The sequence below is a fragment of the Pseudomonas sp. 2822-15 genome (assembly GCF_002742515.1).
GTDB lineage: Bacteria > Pseudomonadota > Gammaproteobacteria > Pseudomonadales > Pseudomonadaceae > Aquipseudomonas > Aquipseudomonas salomonii.
Map to the genome: position 1 here is coordinate 1 of NZ_LJRY01000143.1, position 20,094 is coordinate 20,094.

The window sequence follows — 20,094 nt, forward strand, 5'->3', positions numbered from 1 at the left end:
GGCGCAGCGGACGGGACTCGAACCCGCGACCCCCGGCGTGACAGGCCGGTATTCTAACCGACTGAACTACCGCTGCGCGTAACACTTGAAACGAATGGTGGGTGATGACGGGATCGAACCGCCGACATTCTGCTTGTAAGGCAGACGCTCTCCCAGCTGAGCTAATCACCCTTCGCTTCGGTGTGGGCGGCATAATACACCAAAAATCTGCAATGTCTTGATTTAAATACAATTTATTTAAAATAATTTCTTTGGTGCCCTCCGCGCCCCGAAAAACGGGGCCTCAAGCCCCCAAATGCGAGTCTATTGCGTTTATACGCTGCTTGGCGGCACAATTAAAAACCATTCTCAATAACACCTGAGCCGCGCCAATGTCTGTGGGTGAACCGCCATTCCAACGGGAAATAACCCTGCTCTACAGTGAGCATCACGGCTGGCTGCTCAGTTGGTTGCGGCGCAAACTCGGTTGCCGCCAGAACGCAGCCGATCTGGCGCAGGACACGTTTGTGCGAATCCTCAATACCCGCGAATCCGTGGCAAGCATTCGTGAACCGCGTGCTTATTTAAGTACAACGGCTCGACGCCTGCTGATCGATCAGGCGCGGCGTAAGCAGATTGAGCAGGCTTACCTGCAAGAGTTGGCGCTCACGGTGGACGCGTTGGAAGGGTTTCAGTCGCCGGAGCAAATCCACACTACCCTGGAAGCCCTTGAGCACATCGCGTTTATTCTGGAAGGCATGCACGACTACTCGCGCCAGGCGTTTGTGCTGTATTACCTGGAAGAGCTGACCCAACAACAAATCGCCCGCCAGCTCAAGCTGTCGGAACGCACCGTACGCAAATACCTGATCCAGGCACTGGTGCATTGCAGCCATAGCATGGACACCTGACCCGCGCATGCCTGACACCCACCAACAGATCGAAGAACAAGCCGCTCAATGGCTGCTGCGCCTGCACGAAGGGGACTTGAGCGAAGCCCAGCGCATGGCGTTCGAGCGCTGGAAGCAACAAGGCCCGCAATACGCCGCAGCCGCTGCGCGTATGGAGGCCGTGATTACCCGAATGCAGGCGTTGCGTGCGGAGAAATCACCGGCGCGGGCGGCACTCAACGCAGCATTTGCTCAACCAAAACCGCGGCGCGGCAAAAACGCGGTACGCGCCCTGCTGCTCGCGTGCAGCCTGGCGATTCCTGCGGCGGCGCTGCTCGTCAGCCCTTATCCACAACGGTGGATGGCCGATGTGCGTAACGGCCCCGGGCAGTGGCAAACCCTGCAACTGGCGGACGGCTCGACACTCACCCTGAACGGCATCAGCGCGGCGAACCTGCATTTCGATCAGCAGCAGCGCCGGATTGAACTGCTGCAAGGCGAGATCCTGGTGGAAGTGGCTCATGACAGCGCACGGCCCTTTATCGTGCAGACGCCGCAAGGCACCTTGCGTGCCCTGGGGACGCGGTTTGTGGTCAAGCGTGAGGGTGACGTGACCGTACTGAGTATGTTGCAGTCGCGCGTGGCGGCGCACAGCACGAATGCCCAGGAGACCGTGGAAGTGGACGCCGGCTCGCAGGCGCTGATGAGTTCGAACGCAGTGCGCCTGAGCGGCCGTATCGACCCGGCCAGCGTCAACGAAGCCTGGCGTCGCCATCAGTTGGTGGTGGAAAACCGGCCGTTGCCTGAAGTACTGAATGAAATCGCCCGCCATCGAGCCGGCTATCTGCAATTTGATCGCGCCGCCCTGCAACACCTGCGGGTATCGGCGGTCGTTCCGCTGGATGACAGCGATCAAGCCCTGCAATTGCTGGCGCAAACCCTGCCGATCAAGGTTCGCCACTACACACCCTGGCTGATGGTCGTAAGCCCTGAAACAGCACCCAATAAATAATTATTCGCATTTGCTTCCGGTTTTTTCGCGGTTGCCCGTCAAGCAAGGTAATTCGACACGTAAAGGATTGCCCTGACCATGCACACCCCTTCTGACCCACGCGGGCGTTTTGGCCTGCTGAAAAGCGCGCCGCTTTCCCTGGCGATATTTGCCGCGTCCACCCTGAGTACTCACCTGGCACAGGCGGACACCGTCAACGTCGCCGCCCAAGCCTACGACATTCCCGCCGGGCCGCTGGGCACTTCGCTCAACCGCTTTGCCCAGCAAGCCGCCGTGGCGATTGTGTTCCAGCCCCAGGCACTCGAAGGCCTGCAAAGCCCCGGCTTGAAGGGCAACTTTGCCACCCAGGACGGCTTTGACCGATTGCTGCAAGGCAGTGGCTATCGTGCCGTTAAGGTTTCCCAAGGGTACGCGCTGCAGGCCATTGCGACGGCCAGCAGCGGCACCATGGAGCTAGGCCCCACCCAGGTGACTGCCACCCAACTGGGTAACGTCACCGAAGGCACCGGTTCCTACACGCCCGGTACGATCGCCACCTCGACGCGGTTGATACTGACGCCCAAACAGACCCCGCAATCGGTGAGCGTGGTCACCCGCCAACACATGGATGACTTCGGCCTGAACAACGTCGACGACGTGATGCGCCATACTCCAGGCATCACCGTGTCGGCCTTCGACACCGAGCGCAGCAACTATTACGCGCGCGGCTTTTCCATCAATAACTTCCAGTACGACGGCATTCCTTCGACCGCGCGCAACGTCGCCTACTCGGAGGGCAACACCCTCAGCGACATGGCGATCTACGACCGCGTAGAAGTGCTCAAAGGCGCCACCGGCCTGCTCACCGGCGCCGGCTCACTGGGTGCGACGATCAACCTGGTGCGCAAAAAGCCCACCGCCGATTTCCAGGGCCATGCCACCCTCGGTGCCGGCTCGTGGGACAACTACCGCAGCGAACTGGACGTGAGCGGCCCGATGACCGACAGCGGCAATGTGCGCGGCCGAGCGGTTGCGGCCTATCAAGACAAGCGCTCGTTCATGGACCGCTACTCGCGCAAGAGCCCGACGTACTACGGCATCATGGAGTTCGACCTGTCACCCGACACCTTGCTGACCGTGGGCGGCGACTATCAGGACACGTTGCCGACCGCCTCGTCGTGGTCCGGCAGCTTTCCGCTGATCAACTCTCAGGGCGAACGCAACAGCGTCAAGCGCTCGTTCAACAACGCCGCCAACTGGAGCAGTTGGGAGCAATACACCCGCACCGTGTTCGCCATGCTTGAACACGACCTGGGTAATGGCTGGGTCGGCAAGCTGCAACTCGATCACAAGATCAACGGCTACCACGCGCTGATGGGCTCGATCCAGGGCGACCAGCCACAGCCCGACGGCACCGCCAACCTCACCTCCGGCAAATACACCGGTGACACCGTCAGCGACTCGGCCGACCTGTATGTGAGCGGCCCGTTCAGCCTCGGCGGTCGCGAGCATGAGTTGGTACTGGGCGGCTCCATCAGCGCATCGCAGTGGAAAGGCAAGGGTTACTGGAACCTGGCCACCAATACCGTCGACTTCAACCACTGGCGCGGCCACGCCACGATCCCGGATTGGGGCAGCGCGCAATCACTGATCGACGACACCGTGCGCCAGACCGGCGCCTATGTCACCACGCGCTTGAACCTCGCCGACGACCTCAAGCTGCTGCTGGGCGGGCGCGTGGTCAACTACCAGGTCACCGGCAATAACCCGAGCTACCGCGAGTCCGGGCGGTTCGTGCCGTATGTGGGCGCCATTTACGACTTGAACGACACCTACTCGGTCTACGCCAGCTACACCGATATTTTCATGCCCCAGGAAAACTACAACCGCGACCGCGAGAACAAGCTGCTTGAACCGGACGAGGGCCAGAACTGGGAATTTGGCCTCAAAGCCGACTTCCTCGACGGCCGCCTGAACGCCAGCGCCGCCTACTTCGAAATCCACGAATCCAACCGTGCGCTCTCCGACGACGAGTACAACAACCAGACGCCGATACCGTCCAACTACGCTTATAAAGGCAGCAAGGCGGTGACCAAGGGCTACGAAGTGGAAGTGTCCGGCGAGATTGCGCCAGGCTGGCAGTTGCAGGCAGGGTACACCCACAAGGTCGTGCGCGATGACAAGGACGTGAAGATCTCCACCTTCGAGCCCGAGGACCAGGTCAAGCTGTACACCACCTATAAACTCAAGGGCAACCTGGACAAGCTCACCGTCGGCGGCGGCGTGCGCTGGCAGAGCGTGGGCTGGCAGGATATCTACAACAACCCGCACAAGGGTTATGAAGAGTTCTCCCAGGACGCTTATTGGCTGGTGGACCTGATGACCCGCTACCAGGTCACCAAGAACCTGTCGGCGACGCTGAACCTCAACAATATCTTCGACAAGTCCTACTACACCAATATCGGTTTCTATAACTCCGCCGCGTATGGCGAGCCGCGCAACGTGATGGTGACAACCCGTTGGGATTTCTGATCGCCCCATAAAAAACGCCGCCGATCATCGGAAATGATCGGCGGCGTTTTTTCGGTTTTACAAACCCCGGACAGCAAAAAGCCCGCTCAATGAGCGGGCTTTCTGTGGTGACCTGGCGTTCAGTGTTCCAGGTTACCGAATATGGCGCAGCGGACGGGACTCGAACCCGCGACCCCCGGCGTGACAGGCCGGTATTCTAACCGACTGAACTACCGCTGCGCGTAACACTTGAAACGAATGGTGGGTGATGACGGGATCGAACCGCCGACATTCTGCTTGTAAGGCAGACGCTCTCCCAGCTGAGCTAATCACCCTTCGCTTCGGTGTGGCGCGCATTCTACGGAGCGACCCTAAGTCTGGCAAGCACTTTCTTAAATCTTTTTTTTCAGCCCTTCCAATGGCTTAGGCAGGGTTGGCCTCAGCCCGGATCAAGAGAATAATGCCCCCCTTTGTATAAAGGAGAGACTCACCCCATGTGGTTCAAGAACCTGCTTATCTATCGCCTGACCCAAGATCTGCCTGTTGATGCCGAGGCGTTGGAAGCGGCCATGGCCACCAAACTGGCGCGCCCGTGTGCAAGCCAGGAGTTGACCACTTACGGTTTCGTCGCACCTTTTGGTAAAGGTGAAGACGCTCCCCTGGTGCATGTCAGCGGTGACTTCCTGCTGATCGCTGCGCGCAAGGAAGAACGCATCCTGCCGGGTAGCGTGGTGCGTGACGCGCTGAAAGAGAAAGTCGAAGAGATCGAGGCCGAGCAAATGCGCAAGGTCTATAAGAAGGAACGCGACCAGATCAAGGATGAAATCATCCAGGCCTTCCTGCCGCGTGCCTTTATCCGTCGCTCGTCGACTTTCGCCGCCATTGCGCCGAAACAGGGCCTGATCCTGGTCAACTCGGCCAGCCCCAAGCGCGCCGAAGACCTGCTGTCGACCCTGCGTGAAGTGATCGGCACCCTGCCGGTACGCCCGCTGACGGTTAAAACCGCACCCACGGCGATCATGACCGACTGGGTCACCACGCAGAAGCCGGCCGATGACTTCTTCGTCCTCGACGAATGCGAACTGCGCGACACCCACGAAGACGGCGGCATCGTGCGCTGCAAGCGCCAGGACCTGACCGGCGAAGAGATCCAACTGCACCTGACCACCGGCAAAGTCGTGACGCAATTGTCCCTGGCCTGGCAGGACAAGTTGTCCTTCATGCTCGACGACAAAATGACCGTCAAGCGCCTGAAGTTCGAAGACCTGTTGCAAGACCAGGCTGAACAGGACGGCGGTGACGAGGCATTGGGCCAACTGGATGCCAGCTTTACCCTGATGATGCTGACGTTTGGCGAGTTCCTGCCGGCGTTGGTTGAAGCATTGGGCGGCGAAGAGACCCCACAGGGCATCTAAGCAACACCCGCCATAAAGGGAGCACAGTCAGTGTGGGAGCTGGCTTGCCTGCGATGCAGACACCTCGGTCTATCAGTCATACCGAGTTGATGCTATCGCAGGCAAGCCAGCTCCCACATTTGATTACATTTGCACTTCCGAAATCTGATAACAAGGACACCCCCCCATGCGTGCACTCGCCGCCTTGAGCCGCTTCGTCGGCAATACCTTCGCCTACTGGGTGTTGATTTTCGCGGTGCTCGCCTTCCTTGAGCCCGGCTGGTTCATTGGTCTCAAGGGCGCCATCGTGCCGCTGCTGGGCCTGGTGATGTTCGGCATGGGGCTGACCTTGAAACTGGAAGACTTCGCCGAAGTCGCTCGCCATCCCTGGCGCGTGGCCCTCGGCGTGGTTGCGCATTTTGTGATCATGCCGGGCGTGGCCTGGCTGCTGTGCCAGGCGTTCCACCTGCCGCCGGAAATCGCCGTCGGCGTGATCCTGGTCGGGTGCTGCCCAAGCGGCACTTCATCCAACGTCATGACCTGGCTGGCACGCGGTGACCTGGCGCTGTCGGTGGCCATCGCCGCCGTCACCACCCTCCTCGCCCCGCTGCTGACGCCGGCGTTGATCTGGCTGCTGGCCTCGGCCTGGTTGCCGGTGTCGTTCATGGAGTTGTTCTGGTCGATCCTGCAAGTGGTGTTGCTGCCGATCGTGCTGGGCGTGGTGGCGCAGCGCGTGCTGGGTGAGCGCGTCCGCCATGCGGTAGACGTGCTGCCGTTGGTGTCGGTGGTGAGCATTGTAATCATCGTCGCGGCGGTGGTTGCGGCGAGCCAGGCGAAGATCGCCGAATCCGGCCTGTTGATCATGGCCGTGGTGATGCTGCACAACAGCTTCGGTTATCTGCTCGGCTACTTCACCGGCCGTATGTTCAAACTGCCGTTGGCGCAGCGTAAATCCCTGGCCCTGGAAGTGGGCATGCAGAACTCCGGGCTGGGCGCCGCACTGGCCAGTGCGCACTTTTCGCCGTTGGCGGCGGTGCCGAGCGCGCTGTTCAGCGTGTGGCACAATATTTCCGGGGCATTGCTGTCGACGTACTTTCGCCGTATGAGCGAAAAAGAGGACCGCCGCGCCCTGGAGAACACGCCACAAACTTGATCGCCCGATCAATTTTCGGCACTCTACCGAGCTTCGCGGGGACGACCTCGCGACGCTCTCAAGCGCTTAATCCGGGGACGACCCCAGCTATAAAGGGGAGATCAACATGTCCTGGATCATTCTGTTTTTTGCCGGGCTGTTCGAGGTCGGCTGGGCGGTCGGCCTGAAGTACACCGATGGCTTCAGCAAGCCGCTGCCGACTGCCCTGACGATTGCCGCCATGGCCATCAGCCTCGGCCTGTTGGGCCTGGCCATGAAGGAGCTGCCGCTGGGAACCGCCTATGCCATCTGGACCGGTGTGGGTGCAGTGGGCACGGTGATCGCCGGGATTATCCTGTTTGGCGAGTCCATGGCGTTGTTTCGGCTGGCGAGTGTGGCGTTGATTATTTGCGGGTTGGTTGGGCTCAAGATCAGTACTTAGGCCACTACCGTTATCGCAGGCAAGCCAGCTCCCACATTGGACTGTATTCACCGTTCAAAGGTGGGAGCCGGCTTGCCTGCGATGAGGCCCTTACAGCCAGCAACTAACTACCTGACACTCCCACGCAACACACCTACCCGCGCCTGCAACTGCTCAGGCGTCGCGGCCTCCAATGCAACCGGCTCCCCCGCCACCAGCACCACCCGCGACCAGATCCGATGAAAGATCCCCTTGTTCGGGTCGCGACTGAAAAAGCTCCCCCACAACCCCTGCAACGCCATCGGAATCACCGGCACCGGCGTCTCCTCCAGAATCCGCGTCAGCCCGCCACGGAACTCATTCATCTCGCCATCGGCGGTCAGTTTGCCTTCAGGGAAGATGCACACCAACTCCCCGTCCTTCAGGTACTGGGCAATCCGTGTGAAGGCCTTTTCGTAGATCTGGATATCTTCATGGCGCCCGGCAATCGGAATCGCCCCGGCCGTACTGAAGATAAAGTTCAGCACCGGCAAACGGTAGATCTTGTAGTACATCACAAAGCGAATTGGCCGACGTACCGCGCCGCCAATCAACAATGCATCGACAAACGACACATGGTTGCACACCAGCAGCGCCGCGCCTTCATCCGGAATCAGCTCAAGGTTGCGATGCTCCACGCGGTACATGGAATGGCTGAGCAGCCAGATCATGAAACGCATGGTGAACTCGGGGACGATTTTGAAGATGTAGGTGTTGACCGCAATATTGAGCAGCGACACCACCAGGAACAACTCGGGGATCGACAGCTTGGCCACGCTCAGCAGCAGGATCGAGACGATGGCCGAGACCACCATGAACAACGCGTTGAGAATATTGTTGGCCGCGATGACCCGCGCGCGCTCGTTTTCGGCCGTGCGCGACTGGATCAGCGCGTAGAGCGGCACGATATAGAAACCACCGAACACACCCAGGCCAAGGATATCGAACAACACCCACCACGCCTGACCGTAGCTGAGCACCGCCAGCCAGCTATGTTCCTGGGGTGACTGCGGGAAACCGCCGGAGTGCCACCACAGCAGCAGGCCGAACACCGTCAGGCCAAACGAGCCAAACGGCACCAGGCCGATCTCGACCTTACGGCCCGAGAGCTTTTCGCAGAGCATCGAACCGACGGCGATACCCACCGAAAACACCGTGAGGATCAGCGTCACCACGGTTTCATCGCCGTACAACCATTCCTTGGCGTAGGCCGGGATCTGCGTCAGGTAGATCGCGCCGACAAACCAGAACCACGAGTTGCCGACAATCGAGCGCGACACCGCCGGCGTCTGCCCCAGGCCCAGGCGCAAGGTTGCCCAGGATTCGCTGAAGATATTCCAGTTCAGGCGCAGCTCGGGCGTGGACGCCGCCGCCCGCGGAATGCTGCGACTGGCCAGGTAGCCGAGCACCGCCACGCCGACAATCGCCACCGCCACCAAGGGCGCGTAATTGCTCGACGACATGATGATCCCGGCGCCGATGGTGCCGGCCAGGATCGCCAGGAACGTGCCCATTTCCACCAGCCCGTTGCCGCCCACCAGCTCATCGTCGTGCAGCGCCTGGGGCATGATCGAGTACTTCACCGGGCCGAACAGCGCCGAATGCGTGCCCATGGCAAACAGCGCCAGCAGCATCAGCTCAAGGTGGTTGAACACAAAGCCCGTGGCGCCCACGGCCATGATCACGATCTCGCCGATCTTGATCGCGCGGATCAGCGCGTCCTTGTTGAATTTCTCGCCAAACTGCCCGGCCAGCGCCGAGAACAGGAAGAACGGCAGGATAAACAGCAAGGCGCACAGGTTGACCCAGATGGAGCGGTCGCCCTCAATGGTGAGCTTGTAGAGAATCGCCAGGATCAGCGATTGCTTGAAGATGTTGTCGTTGAACGCGCCCAGTAACTGGGTGATGAAAAACGGCAGAAAGCGCCGTGTGCGCAGCAAGGTGAATTGTGAGGGGTGGCTCATCGTCCGTGTTCCTGCGTGGCCTGAAGGCGTGTAGTTTCTCAGGCCACGACTTTACCTAATCGCGCTTACTTATTCGCTAGTCCTGCAATGCATGGCGAAACAAAAAGCTCACCTTTATAGGCGCCCTGCACGGTGCGCTTGGCCACGATCAGCCACATCAGCGTCAATGCCAGCACCAGCACGCTGCCAAAGACGCTGAAAAAGCTCAGGTGCAGCAGGTTCGCCAGCTTCAGGGTGGCCAACGCGTACACCCCGAGCGGGAAGGTAAACCCCCACCAGCCGAGGTTAAACGGGATGCCGGCGCGCAGGTAACGCAGGGTGATCAGCACCGCAATCAGCATCCACCACAAACCGAAGCCCCACAGGGTGATGCCGGCCACCACGCCCAGGCCATTGGCCATTTCGCCCACACCCGGCAACCCATTGGCGGCGAAGATCGCCGGTGCGTCACCGCCCAACAACAACATGCCCAGCGCACCGGTGCCGATGGGGCCAAGGGCCAGCCAGCTCGACGCGGCCATATTGGCAGGCGGCAGTTTATGCAGGGCCATGCGCAACATCAGGATGGTCAGGATGCTGAACGCCACCGGCAGGGAAAACGCCCACAGCACGTAGCTGGTCACCAGCATCACCAGTTGCCCATGGGCGTCGGCCAGGTGCGGCGCCAGCAAGCCACCGCTGGCGGCGGCGACTTCGGCGGCCACCACCGGCAACAGCCAGACGGCGGTCATCTGGTCGATGCTGTGTTCCTGGCGAGTGAACATCATGAACGGGATGAGCACGCCGCAGGCCAGGGCCATCGCCACGTCCAGCCACCATAAGGCTTCTGTCAGCGGGATCACTTCGCTGCCCCAGCGCGGCAGGCCAAACAGCAGCAAACCGTTGAGAATCGTCGCCAGCCCCATGGGAATGGTGCCGAAGAACATCGAGACGGTGGAATGCCCGAAGATGCGTCGCGCTTCGTGGAAAAACATCACCCAACGTGCCGCGTACAACAGGCTGAACAGCACAAACAGGCCAATGGTGAACAGCCACAGCCCTTCGGCAATGACGTGCAAACCAGGCAGGCTGAATGGTAGTTGCGCCAAGGCCAGGGCCAGTACGCCGGTGCCCATGGTCGCGGCGAACCAGTTGGGAGTGAACTGGCGAATCACTTCCCGTGGGCGGGTCAGGTGGCTCAAGGGTTTGTAGCTTGGGGCTTTGCAGGTGGGAATAGTCGAGCAGGTCATGATGGTCATCCTCTTCCTCGCATGAGGTTGAGGCCATCATAGAACCTGATCGAATATCTATATAACGGGTAATATCTCTATCTGTTATCTACTTTACCAATATACGGCATCACTCTATCGCCGCCTTGGCCCGCACCGAGTCCTGCACAACCAAACCGACCAAGGCACTCAGGGCCAGCACCATCAGCGCAGCACCATAGCCTTCAGTGGTGACGATAAGGCCATAAACCTGACACAGGTAACCCGCCAACAGCGCCGGCAAGCAGAACGCCAAGTAGCTCAAGACATAGAACGCCGACATCAAACCGGCCCGTTCGTGGGGCAACGCCAGCCCGACGATACTGCGCACACTGCCCATGAAGCCGCCGCCAAAACCCAAACCTGCAATCACACTGGCGACAAAGAACAGCCACAAAATACCCATGTGGACGGCCACCAGCAGCAGCGCGACGCCCACGGCCAACAGCCCTGCCGACAGCCGCATGATTTTATCGGCCGCACGCTCGCGCACGCTGTAGATCATCACCGCGCCACTCAAGGTCACGACGGCTACCAGGCCGCCGCCGATCAGGTGCGACGTGGAACCGGTGGCAGCCTTGACCAGCGACGGCGCCAGGGATGAGAAAAACCCGCCCAGCGCCCACACCGCCACATTCAGCGGCATCACCAGCCAGAGGGCGCGGCGCGCTTGCTGCGGCACATGCAGGGTCGGCGCCAGCGATTTCAAGGCGCCCGGAATACGGCTGACGGTTTCCGCCAGACGCCACACATACGCCGCCTGCAACACCATCAATCCCAGCAGCGTGAAGTAGATCAATTGGGTAGGACGCGGCGCGAACTCCACCAATAGACCACTGCCCAGCCCGCCACTGGCCATGCCCAACAGGGGCGCCAGGCTATTAAGCATCGGGCCGCGCACGCGGTCAGTGTCGAGCAAGGTTGCACTCAGCACTGCCGTGGCCATGCCGGTGGCGAACCCTTGCAGCGCACGGGCGGCAATCAGGTGCGCGGTGCTGTCGGCGTTGATAAACAGCAGCATCGCCACAATATTGAGCAGCAATGCGACGAAAATCACCGGCTTGCGCCCCAAGTGATCCGACAACGAACCCACGGTCAGCAACGCCGCCAGCAGGCTGACGGCGTACACGCCGAAAATCACCGTGAGCATTGTCGCGGAGAAATGCAGGTTTTCCTGATACACCTGATACAGCGGCGTCGGCGCGCTGGACGCGGCGAGGAAGGTCAGCACCGTGATGACCAGGAACGTCAGGCTGGACCGTTGAGAAATAACGCGAGACATGGGCACACTCCGCTAAAGCTAATACTTTGCTTTTGCGCAGTGTGCTACCGGCGAGCGCTTAAAGCAAATTCTTTGTGTTAAGGTTTTACGCATGGCGATAAAAGAAGGCCTTCGCCCGGGAGGCCGCAGTGCCCGGGTCCAGGAATCAGTGCATTCGGCGGTGCGTGAACTGCTCGAAGTGCATGAGCGCTCCAGCGTTACCGTGCCGATGATTGCGACGCGCGCGGGTGTCACGCCCTCGACCATCTATCGGCGCTGGGGCGACTTATCGGTGCTGTTGGCCGATGTGGCCCTGGCCCGCATGCGCCCCGACAGCGAGCCGGCGAATACCGGCAGCCTGCGCGGTGATCTGCTCGCTTGGGCCGAGCAATACCTGGATGAAATGAGTTCGGAGCCAGGGCGCAACATGATGCGTGACCTGCAGAGCATGATCACACCGGGTTATTGCGTGAGCATTCTGAGTGGGCAGTTTCAGACGATTATCGATCGTTACCCACAGAGTACGCCGCCGAGCGTGGACCATTTGATCAACCTGCTGGCGGCGCCGACGGTGTTTCGCATTTTGTTCTCGACCGAGCCACTGACGGTGCAAGAGCTGCATGGACTGATCGAGCTGGCACTAAAAGGTTAAAAACCTCTGCAAAAAACCAAATGTGGGAGCGGGCTTGCCTGCGATGGCGGTCTGTCAGTTAAACAATGGCTGCCTGACCCATCGCTATCGCAGGCAAGCCAGCTCCCACATTGGCCCTGCCTACAGTCAATAAAAAACGGCCTCACTTGGAGGCCGTTTTTTATTGCAGCTAACGGCTTAGGTACGCATCCCGCGCCCACTCACCAGCAACCGCGCGCAGCCGACATACAGCACCACGGTCGCCACCAGCATAAAGGTGATCGCCACACTGATCTTGATATCCGACACGCCAAGAATGCCGTAGCGGAAGGCGTTAACCATGTGCAACACCGGGTTGGCCAGCGACACGGTCTGCCAGAACGGCGGCAGCAAGGTGATGGAGTAGAACACCCCGCCCAGGTAAGTCAGTGGTGTCAGCACAAACGTCGGGATGATCGAAATATCATCGAAGTTGCGTGCAAACACGGCGTTGATAAAGCCCAGCAGCGAGAAGATCGTCGCCGTCAGTACCACCACCAGAATGGTGACCCCCAGGTGATGCACCTGCAGGTGGGTGAAGAACAGCGACAGCAAGGTCACGATCACACCCACCATCAAGCCGCGCAGCACGCCGCCCAGGGTGTAGCCGATCAGGATGGTGTGCGGCGACACCGGCGAAACCATCAGTTCTTCGATGGAGCGCTGGAACTTGCTGCCGAAAAAGCTCGAGACCACGTTGCCGTAGGAGTTGGTGATCACCGACATCATGATCAGGCCCGGCACAATGTACTCCATGTAGGTGAAGCCACCCATGTCGCCAATTTGGCGGCCGATCAGGTTACCGAAGATCACGAAGTACAAAACCATGGTGATCGCCGGCGGCAGCAGGGTCTGCGGCCAGATCCGGGTAAAGCGCTTCACTTCGCGGTAAACAATGGTCTGCAGCGCGACGAGGTTGGGTTGCAGTTCGGAACTCATACCGCCACCTTCGCCAGATTTTTCTCCACCAGGGACACGAACAACTCCTCAAGGCGATTGGTTTTGTTACGCAGGCTCAGCACTTCGATGCTCTGGGCCGCCAGCTGGGTGAACAACGCGGTGATGCCCATGGCCTTGTCCACCTGCACTTCCAGGGTGTGGCCATCGACCAGGCGGCTTGGGTAGCCGAGCAGTTGCGGCGCCACCGACAGGTTGTTTTTCAGGTCCAGCAGGAAAGTTTCCACATGCAGCTGGCCCAGCAGGTTGCGCATGCTGGTGTTCTCGACAATGGTGCCGTGGTCGATGATGCCGATGTTGCGGCACAGCTGCTCAGCCTCTTCCAGGTAATGGGTGGTGAGGATGATGGTGATGCCCTTCTCGTTCAGCTCGGTGAGGAAGGTCCACATCGAACGGCGCAGCTCGATATCCACACCGGCGGTCGGCTCATCGAGGATCAGCAGGCGCGGTTCATGCACCAGCGCGCGGGCGATCATCAGGCGGCGCTTCATACCGCCCGACAACGAACGCGAAGGCACGTCGCGCTTGTCCCACAGGCCCAACTGAGTCAGGTACTGCTCGGCGCGTTCCTTGGCGATTTTCGCCGGGATGCCGTAGTAGCCCGCCTGGGTCACGACGATGTCGAAGGTCTTTTCAAACTGGTTGAAGTTGAATTCCTGGGGCACCACGCCGATGGAACGCTTGAGCGCCGCCGGGGATTTGTCCAGGTCATGGCCAAAGATATTCACCGAGCCGCTGGTTTTGTTGACCAGGGTGGAGAGGATGCCGATGGTGGTGGATTTGCCGGCACCGTTGGGACCGAGCAAGGCGAAGAAGTCACCTTCGGCAACGTCCAGATCGATACCACTCAGGGCCTGGAAACCGTTGCCGTAGGTTTTGGTTAGCTGCCGGATGGACAGAGCGGAACTCATATCGGATTACGCACCAGAGAAGGGAATAGAAAGAGTAGATAAGCGCGCAGCGCACGTAGTTCAACGGCGGCGCATGACAAGCATGGTGCTTGCCCGCGCCGCACAAGTACAGTCACCTGTATTAATAGTCAGTATTAAGTCAACGCGGTCATCACGGCCTTGCGGTAGGCCGGGCGGTCTTTAAGGCGCTGGTACCAGGCCTCTAGATTGGGCATTGCCGGGCGTTCGATGGGCATCTCGAACCAGGCGTAGGCAAAGCAACCCAAGGGGATATCGCCCATGCCGAAATGCTCGCCGGACAGGTAGGGTTGCCTGGCGAGGGCCTGGTCGACGGTTTCAAGCGCATCGATACAGGCTTGGCGCCCGGCATTGATGCTGTCCCAGTTCTGTTTTTCCGCCGGGGTGCGCAGGATGCCCCAGAACACGGCCTTGAACGGATCGGCAAGCGTGGACGTGGTCCAGTCCATCCACTTCTCGGCGCTGGCCCGCGCTTGCAGATCATTAGGGTAAAAATCCGACGCGCTCTTGGCGCACAGGTAACGCACGATGGTGTTGGATTCCCACAACACAAAGTCGCCGTCTTCGATCATCGGCACCCGGCCATTGGGGTTCAAGGCCCGGTATTGCGGGGTGTCGACCACACCAAAAGCTCCGCCCGCATCAATTGCCTCATAGTCCAGGCCGAGCTCCTCGGCGCACCACAGTGCCTTCCTGACGTTTGATGAATTTTTACGCCCCCAGATTTTCAGCATGACCGCGCCTTATCGTTGATGAACATGGCTTGATGAACGCAGCAGCATACGCCGGTTCACGCGCGGCTTAAATCGCTCTGCATGTCGCTGTGCATGTCCTTCAGCGAGATCGGCATGTCGCCGACAAACAGGTGCGGGTAACACTGCTGAATATGCTCGAAGAAAAACGCTTCGGGCACATCGCTGAACTGGCCGTGGTCCAGCACGTATTCCATCGAGCGCCGCCCCTGGCGGTTGAAGGCGTGGAACACGCTGTCGTTAACCCCATCGAACGCCAGCGGCGGCACGTCGAACAACTCGCACAGTTGGCTGTTGAACGCCGGCGTGGCCTTGACCCAGCGACCGTGCAGGTACAACTCGGTATAGCCATGCATGGCGAACACATCACTTTTAAGCAGCGCGAGCAGGCGCGGTGTCGACAAATGATTGCGCACATCCGCCAGGCCGATGCGCGCCGGGATCCCGCAATGGCGGGCACAGGCGGCCAATAAGGTGGCCTTGGGCACGCAGTAGCTCTCGCCGGTGGCCAGGGCAAAGCTGGCACTGAGGGTGTTCGGGTCACGGCTGAAGGTGTACGGATTGTAGCGAATCGCCTCACGCACGGCGTAGTAAAGACTGACCGCCTGGTCACTTAAATCCGGGCGGGTTCCGCGATGTTTTTCGGCGAACTCCACCACCGCAGGGTGGTCACTATCGATGAAGCGGCTGGGACTCAGGTACGTATCCATGAGCTTTATCTCCAAGGGAAGCCTTGAGTCTAACGACAGGTCTGCCGTGGAGATAACGACGATTCGGCCAAATGTCGGCGTGCGCCAGCACAACTCGTTACACCCTCGCCACCGCGCTTTTTCGGATGCCGACTAAGCTCCATGGTGGTTTCGCCCTTGGTTTCACGGAGGATTGAATATGCTGTTGTTGTGGATACTGGTTCTGGTGGTCGGCATTGCCTACCTGGCACACCGCCGCACCGCGCCCCTGCCTGCGCTGGGCGTGGTTGCCGTCTACCTGCTGGCGATGGGGGCCTGGAGCCATGCACCGGGTTGGCTGCTGGTCATCCTCTGGGTGCTGATCGCCGCCGTGGCCGTGCCCCTGTTGCTGCCCGACCTGCGCCGCCAATACTTCACCAAACCGCTGTTCAGCTGGTTCCAGAAAGTCCTGCCGCCGATGTCCGAGACCGAGCGCGACGCCATCGACGCCGGCACCGTGTGGTGGGACGGCGAACTGTTCAGCGGTCGCCCCGACTGGGACAAGTTGCTGGCCTACCCCAAGGTGCAACTGACCGAAGAAGAACAAGCGTTTATCGACGGCCCTACCGAAGAACTCTGCGCGATGGTCAGCGACTGGGAAATCGGCCAGGCCATGGACCTGCCGCCCGCTGCCTGGGAGCACATCAAGACCCACGGTTTCTTCGCCCTGATCATCCCCAAGGAGTATGGCGGCAAGGGGTTCTCGGCGTATGCCCACTCCCAGGTCGCGATGAAACTCGCCACCCGCAGCGGCGACCTCGCCTCCACCGTGATGGTCCCCAACTCCCTCGGCCCGGCCGAGTTGCTGCTGCATTACGGCACCGACGAACAACGCAACCACTACCTGCCGCGCCTGGCCCGTGGCGACGACATCCCCTGCTTCGCCCTCACCGGCCCGCTGGCCGGCTCCGACGCCGGCGCCATGCCCGACACCGGCGTGATCTGCAAAGGTGAATGGGAAGGCAAGGAAACCCTGGGCCTGCGCCTGAACTGGGAAAAACGCTACATCACCCTTGGCCCGGTCGCGACCCTCCTCGGCCTGGCCTTCAAGGCCCATGACCCGGACCATTTGCTGGGCGAAGAAGAAGACCTGGGCATCAGCCTGGCGCTGATCCCCACCGACACCCCCGGCGTAGAAATCGGCCGTCGTCACTTGCCGTTGGGCGCCGCGTTCATGAACGGCCCAAACTCCGGCAAGGACGTGTTCATTCCCCTGGAATTCCTCATCGGTGGCCAGGAAATGCTCGGCAAGGGCTGGATGATGCTGATGAACTGCCTGTCGGTCGGCCGTTCGATCTCGCTGCCTGCGGTCGGCACCGGCGCGGCCAAGTTCACCAGTTTGGTCACCGGCCAATACGCTCAAGTCCGTGAGCAGTTCAACGTGCCGCTGTCGGCCTTTGAAGGTATCCAGGAAGCCCTGGCGCGCATCGGCGGCAACGCCTGGCTGATGGACAGCGCGCGCATGCTCACTGCCAACGCTGTCGACCTGGGCGAAAAGCCTTCGGTGCTGTCGGCAATCCTCAAGTACCACCTCACCGAGCGCGGTCGCGAGTGCATCAGCCACGCCATGGATGTGCATGGCGGCAAGGGCATCATCATGGGCCCCAACAACTACCTGGGCCGCAACTGGCAAGGCGCGCCGATCTTCATCACGGTGGAAGGCGCGAATATCCTGTCGCGCAACTTGATGATCTTTGGCCAGGGCGCAATCCGCTGCCATCCGTTTGTGCTCAAGGAGATGGCGCTGGCCGGCCGTGAAGACCATGACCAGGCGCTCAAGGAATTTGATGGCCTGCTGATGCAACATATCGGCTTCGCCGTGAGCAACGCTGCCAGCACCTTGGTGCTGAACCTCGGCATCGGTCACTTCGAAAAAGCCCCGGGCAACCGTTTGAGCCAGGGTTATTTCCGTGCATTGAACCGCCAGGCCGCCGCGTTCGCCCTGCTCGCCGACTTGAGCATGATGCTACTCGGTGGCGAGCTGAAACGCCGCGAACGCCTGTCGGCGCGCCTGGGTGATGTGCTGAGCCATATGTACCTGGCCTCGGCGGCGCTCAAGCGTTATCACGACCTGGACTCGCCGGATCACCTGGAGCCGCTGTTCGCCTGGGCCATGGAAGAAAGCCTCGGTGAATCGGAACGTGCCCTGGATGAACTGCTCAGCAACTTCCCCAACAAGGTGCTCGGTTGCCTGCTGCGGGTGATCGTGTTCCCGTTCGGCCGTCGCCACACCGGGCCGTCCGATGCGCTGGACGCCGAGGTGGCTGCAGTGATTGGGCGTGCCAAAGGCGACCCGACCCTGGAAGAGTTGCTGGCGGGTTGCTATCGCCCGCAATCGGCAGAAGACCCGGTGGGCGCCCTGCAACATGCCTACGACCTGCTGAGTGCCAGCCACCCCTTGCAGAAAAAACTCCACACCGCGCTCAAAAGCGGCCAGGTCAAACCGGCCGCCGGCGAGCATGCCATCGACGCGGCGCTGCACGCGGGCGTATTGCAACCGGCCGAAGCGCAAACCCTGCGCGATGCCGAAGCCGCGCGCCGCAAGGTGATCGATGTGGATGATTTCAGCAAGGAAGAGCTGACCCAGGCTGAGGGTAAAATCCGCTGAGTCAGGCGGTCATATAAAAACGGGCGCGTGAGCTATATACTCTCGCGCCCGTTTTTGCTTTAGAGGACTTATCTCGTGTCCAACGTCGTTGCCGATCATCTCGTCTTGCTCGACCACTTGCGCAGCATCCTGGTTGCCGTCGGCGAAGCCGAACAGGTGCCCGAGGAAAGCCATACCCTGTTCCTGGAGCGCTTCGACGAATTGCGCGCCCTGCTGCCGATCGACCCGATCGAAAGCCAGTACCTGGGCCAGGACCTGATGAGCCAGGTCATCCTGCGTTACCCGCAAATCGCCCATCTGGTGCCCCGCGACCTGCTGTGGTTCTTCGGCGGTGACTGCCTGCACTTCATGCCCGATGAAGAACTGGACCTGTATCAGTCCCTGGAAGAACGTCGCTACGAAGCCGAACAGAACGACGAGCCGTTCGACTGGAACCAGGAAAAACAACTGCTGGCCATGCCGCAGGATCAGAGCAAGCACTGAGTCCAGCTAAGACCGTGTGCAGTAAATTGCTTTTGTGTGGGAACTGGCTTGCCTGCGATTGTATCGCCTCGGTTTAACTGATAGACCGAGTCGCCTGCATCGCAGGCAAGCCAGCTCCCACACAAGCCAGCTCCCACAGTTGGACCGCACTCCTACCTTCGGCGCAATGTCGGCTCCTTCGCCATACACTCCACCAGATAATCAATAAACACCCGCAACTTCGGGGGCAGATACCGCGTGGGCGAATGCAGCAACCACGCCTCGCCATGGTAGGACGCAATAAAATCCCACTCGGGCAATACCTGCACCAGGTTCCCCGCCTCCAGGGCGTGGCGCGCCGTGAAGTAAGGCAAGCTACCAATCCCCACATGCTGCAACACCGCATCCAGGCGCACGCCGGTGTGGTTCGCGGCGTAGCGCCCGCGCACGCCCACGGTCACCGCCTTGGCGCCCTGACGAAACTTCCAGCGTGAATCCCCCGGCGTTTCCCCCAGGTAAATGCAGCTGTGTTTTAGCAAATCATGGGGATGTTCAGGCGTACCCTGCTCGGCCAGGTACTGCGGCGTGGCACACAGCAAATGCTCGATGGGCAACAGTTGGCGGCCGACCAAGCCCGGCGGCGGGCTGTCGGTGATGCGGATGCTGAGGTCGACATTGTCGTCGATCAAGTCCACATGCCGGTCTTCCAGGATCAACTGCACATCCACCTTGGGGTAGCGCCGCAAGAACTCCGGCATATGCGGGTGCACCACAAACCGGCCCACCGCCTTGGGCACGCTGACCCGCACCAGGCCTTCGGCCTCATGGGTGAACTGGCCGCTGATCTCCATGACCGAACGCGCCGCGTTGACCATCTCCTGGCAACGCTTGAACACCTCTTCACCGCCTTCGCTCAATCGCAACTTGCGCGTGGTGCGTTGCAGCAAACGCGTAGCCAGCGCCTGTTCGAGGCGCGAGATACTGCGGCTCACTGCTGAGGGTGAAACGCTCAGCTGTCGCGCCGCTTCGGAGAAACTGCCGGTCTCCACGACTTTGACGAAAATCGCCATTTCACCCAGCAGTGGCAAAGGAAGATTGATGCTCATGACGCACAGGTCCATTGATAATTGAACGGATTATCACCCATCCACGCACTATT

17 protein-coding genes and 4 tRNA genes are annotated in these 20,094 nt (G+C 60.4%); 9 read left to right on the top strand and 12 right to left on the bottom strand.

Going from position 1 to position 20,094, the window contains the following annotated elements:
- Window positions 1-2: 2 nt before the first annotated feature.
- A tRNA-Asp gene (locus AOA59_RS01320) sits at window positions 3-76 on the bottom strand.
- A 19-nt stretch (window positions 77-95) separates the two neighbouring features.
- Window positions 96-171: transfer RNA gene (locus AOA59_RS01325), tRNA-Val, on the bottom strand.
- A gap of 200 nt (window positions 172-371) precedes the next feature.
- On the opposite strand from AOA59_RS01325, the gene AOA59_RS01330 reads away from it, so the two are divergent.
- From AOA59_RS01330 to AOA59_RS01340, 3 genes are all read left to right on the top strand, one after another.
- The gene (locus AOA59_RS01330) at window positions 372-890 is read left to right on the top strand and encodes a sigma-70 family RNA polymerase sigma factor (RefSeq protein WP_099485572.1); all 519 of its coding nucleotides are present in this window, start codon (window positions 372-374) and stop codon (window positions 888-890) included.
- A gap of 7 nt (window positions 891-897) precedes the next feature.
- Window positions 898-1,881, top strand: a complete 984-nt coding sequence (locus AOA59_RS01335; RefSeq protein WP_099485573.1) for a FecR family protein — start codon at window positions 898-900, stop codon at window positions 1,879-1,881.
- 78 nt (window positions 1,882-1,959) lie between these two features.
- Window positions 1,960-4,392: a TonB-dependent siderophore receptor gene (locus AOA59_RS01340; protein WP_099485575.1), complete on the top strand. Its 2,433-nt coding sequence runs from the start codon at window positions 1,960-1,962 to the stop codon at window positions 4,390-4,392.
- Between the two features lie 142 nt (window positions 4,393-4,534).
- On the opposite strand, the gene AOA59_RS01345 is transcribed toward AOA59_RS01340, so the two are convergent.
- A tRNA-Asp gene (locus AOA59_RS01345) sits at window positions 4,535-4,611 on the bottom strand.
- Between the two features lie 19 nt (window positions 4,612-4,630).
- A tRNA-Val gene (locus AOA59_RS01350) sits at window positions 4,631-4,706 on the bottom strand.
- 159 nt (window positions 4,707-4,865) lie between these two features.
- On the opposite strand from AOA59_RS01350, the gene rdgC reads away from it, so the two are divergent.
- The 3 genes from rdgC (at window position 4,866) to sugE (ending at window position 7,339) form a co-directional block, all read left to right on the top strand.
- The gene (rdgC, locus tag AOA59_RS01355; RefSeq protein WP_003172886.1) at window positions 4,866-5,786 is read left to right on the top strand and encodes a recombination-associated protein RdgC; all 921 of its coding nucleotides are present in this window, start codon (window positions 4,866-4,868) and stop codon (window positions 5,784-5,786) included.
- Between the two features lie 166 nt (window positions 5,787-5,952).
- Window positions 5,953-6,918: a bile acid:sodium symporter family protein gene (locus AOA59_RS01360; RefSeq protein ID WP_069786324.1), complete on the top strand. Its 966-nt coding sequence runs from the start codon at window positions 5,953-5,955 to the stop codon at window positions 6,916-6,918.
- Between the two features lie 106 nt (window positions 6,919-7,024).
- Entirely contained in the window at window positions 7,025-7,339 is a 315-nt protein-coding gene (sugE, locus tag AOA59_RS01365) for a quaternary ammonium compound efflux SMR transporter SugE (RefSeq protein WP_016970241.1), read from the top strand.
- Window positions 7,340-7,446: 107 nt separating this feature from the next.
- Here sugE and AOA59_RS01370 read toward each other — a convergent pair whose 3' ends face one another.
- From AOA59_RS01370 to AOA59_RS01380, 3 genes are all read right to left on the bottom strand, one after another.
- Complete coding sequence (locus AOA59_RS01370) at window positions 7,447-9,321, bottom strand: MFS transporter (protein ID WP_099485577.1); 1,875 nt, start codon at window positions 9,319-9,321, stop codon at window positions 7,447-7,449.
- A gap of 65 nt (window positions 9,322-9,386) precedes the next feature.
- Window positions 9,387-10,550: a TDT family transporter gene (locus AOA59_RS01375; RefSeq protein WP_099485609.1), complete on the bottom strand. Its 1,164-nt coding sequence runs from the start codon at window positions 10,548-10,550 to the stop codon at window positions 9,387-9,389.
- A 109-nt stretch (window positions 10,551-10,659) separates the two neighbouring features.
- A complete protein-coding gene (locus tag AOA59_RS01380; protein WP_099485579.1) occupies window positions 10,660-11,850 on the bottom strand; it encodes an MFS transporter in 1,191 nt (396 codons plus the stop codon).
- A gap of 91 nt (window positions 11,851-11,941) precedes the next feature.
- Between AOA59_RS01380 and AOA59_RS01385 the strand changes: the two genes are divergently transcribed.
- Window positions 11,942-12,481 carry a TetR/AcrR family transcriptional regulator gene (locus tag AOA59_RS01385; RefSeq protein WP_065931713.1) on the top strand — a complete coding sequence of 180 codons (540 nt, stop codon included), beginning with the start codon at window positions 11,942-11,944 and terminating at the stop codon, window positions 12,479-12,481.
- A gap of 177 nt (window positions 12,482-12,658) precedes the next feature.
- On the opposite strand, the gene AOA59_RS01390 is transcribed toward AOA59_RS01385, so the two are convergent.
- From AOA59_RS01390 to AOA59_RS01405, 4 genes are all read right to left on the bottom strand, one after another.
- The gene (locus AOA59_RS01390) at window positions 12,659-13,438 is read right to left on the bottom strand and encodes an ABC transporter permease (protein WP_058420148.1); all 780 of its coding nucleotides are present in this window, start codon (window positions 13,436-13,438) and stop codon (window positions 12,659-12,661) included.
- Window positions 13,435-14,367: an ABC transporter ATP-binding protein gene (locus AOA59_RS01395; protein WP_056859647.1), complete on the bottom strand. Its 933-nt coding sequence runs from the start codon at window positions 14,365-14,367 to the stop codon at window positions 13,435-13,437. Before AOA59_RS01395 ends, AOA59_RS01390 begins: the two co-directional genes overlap by 4 nt.
- A 134-nt stretch (window positions 14,368-14,501) precedes the next feature.
- Window positions 14,502-15,119, bottom strand: a complete 618-nt coding sequence (locus AOA59_RS01400; RefSeq protein WP_099485581.1) for a glutathione S-transferase family protein — start codon at window positions 15,117-15,119, stop codon at window positions 14,502-14,504.
- A gap of 56 nt (window positions 15,120-15,175) precedes the next feature.
- Window positions 15,176-15,847, bottom strand: a complete 672-nt coding sequence (locus tag AOA59_RS01405) for a transglutaminase family protein (RefSeq protein WP_099485583.1) — start codon at window positions 15,845-15,847, stop codon at window positions 15,176-15,178.
- A gap of 178 nt (window positions 15,848-16,025) precedes the next feature.
- On the opposite strand from AOA59_RS01405, the gene AOA59_RS01410 reads away from it, so the two are divergent.
- Window positions 16,026-18,473 (top strand): acyl-CoA dehydrogenase, encoded by a 2,448-nt coding sequence (locus tag AOA59_RS01410; RefSeq protein WP_069788774.1) that lies wholly within the window; start codon window positions 16,026-16,028, stop codon window positions 18,471-18,473.
- Between the two features lie 75 nt (window positions 18,474-18,548).
- On the top strand, window positions 18,549-18,956 hold the full coding sequence (locus AOA59_RS01415; protein WP_065931709.1) for a PA2817 family protein: 408 nt from the start codon (window positions 18,549-18,551) through the stop codon (window positions 18,954-18,956).
- A 152-nt stretch (window positions 18,957-19,108) separates the two neighbouring features.
- Here AOA59_RS01415 and AOA59_RS01420 read toward each other — a convergent pair whose 3' ends face one another.
- Window positions 19,109-20,041 (bottom strand): LysR family transcriptional regulator, encoded by a 933-nt coding sequence (locus AOA59_RS01420; RefSeq protein ID WP_099485585.1) that lies wholly within the window; start codon window positions 20,039-20,041, stop codon window positions 19,109-19,111.
- Between the last annotated feature and the right edge of the window lie 53 nt (window positions 20,042-20,094).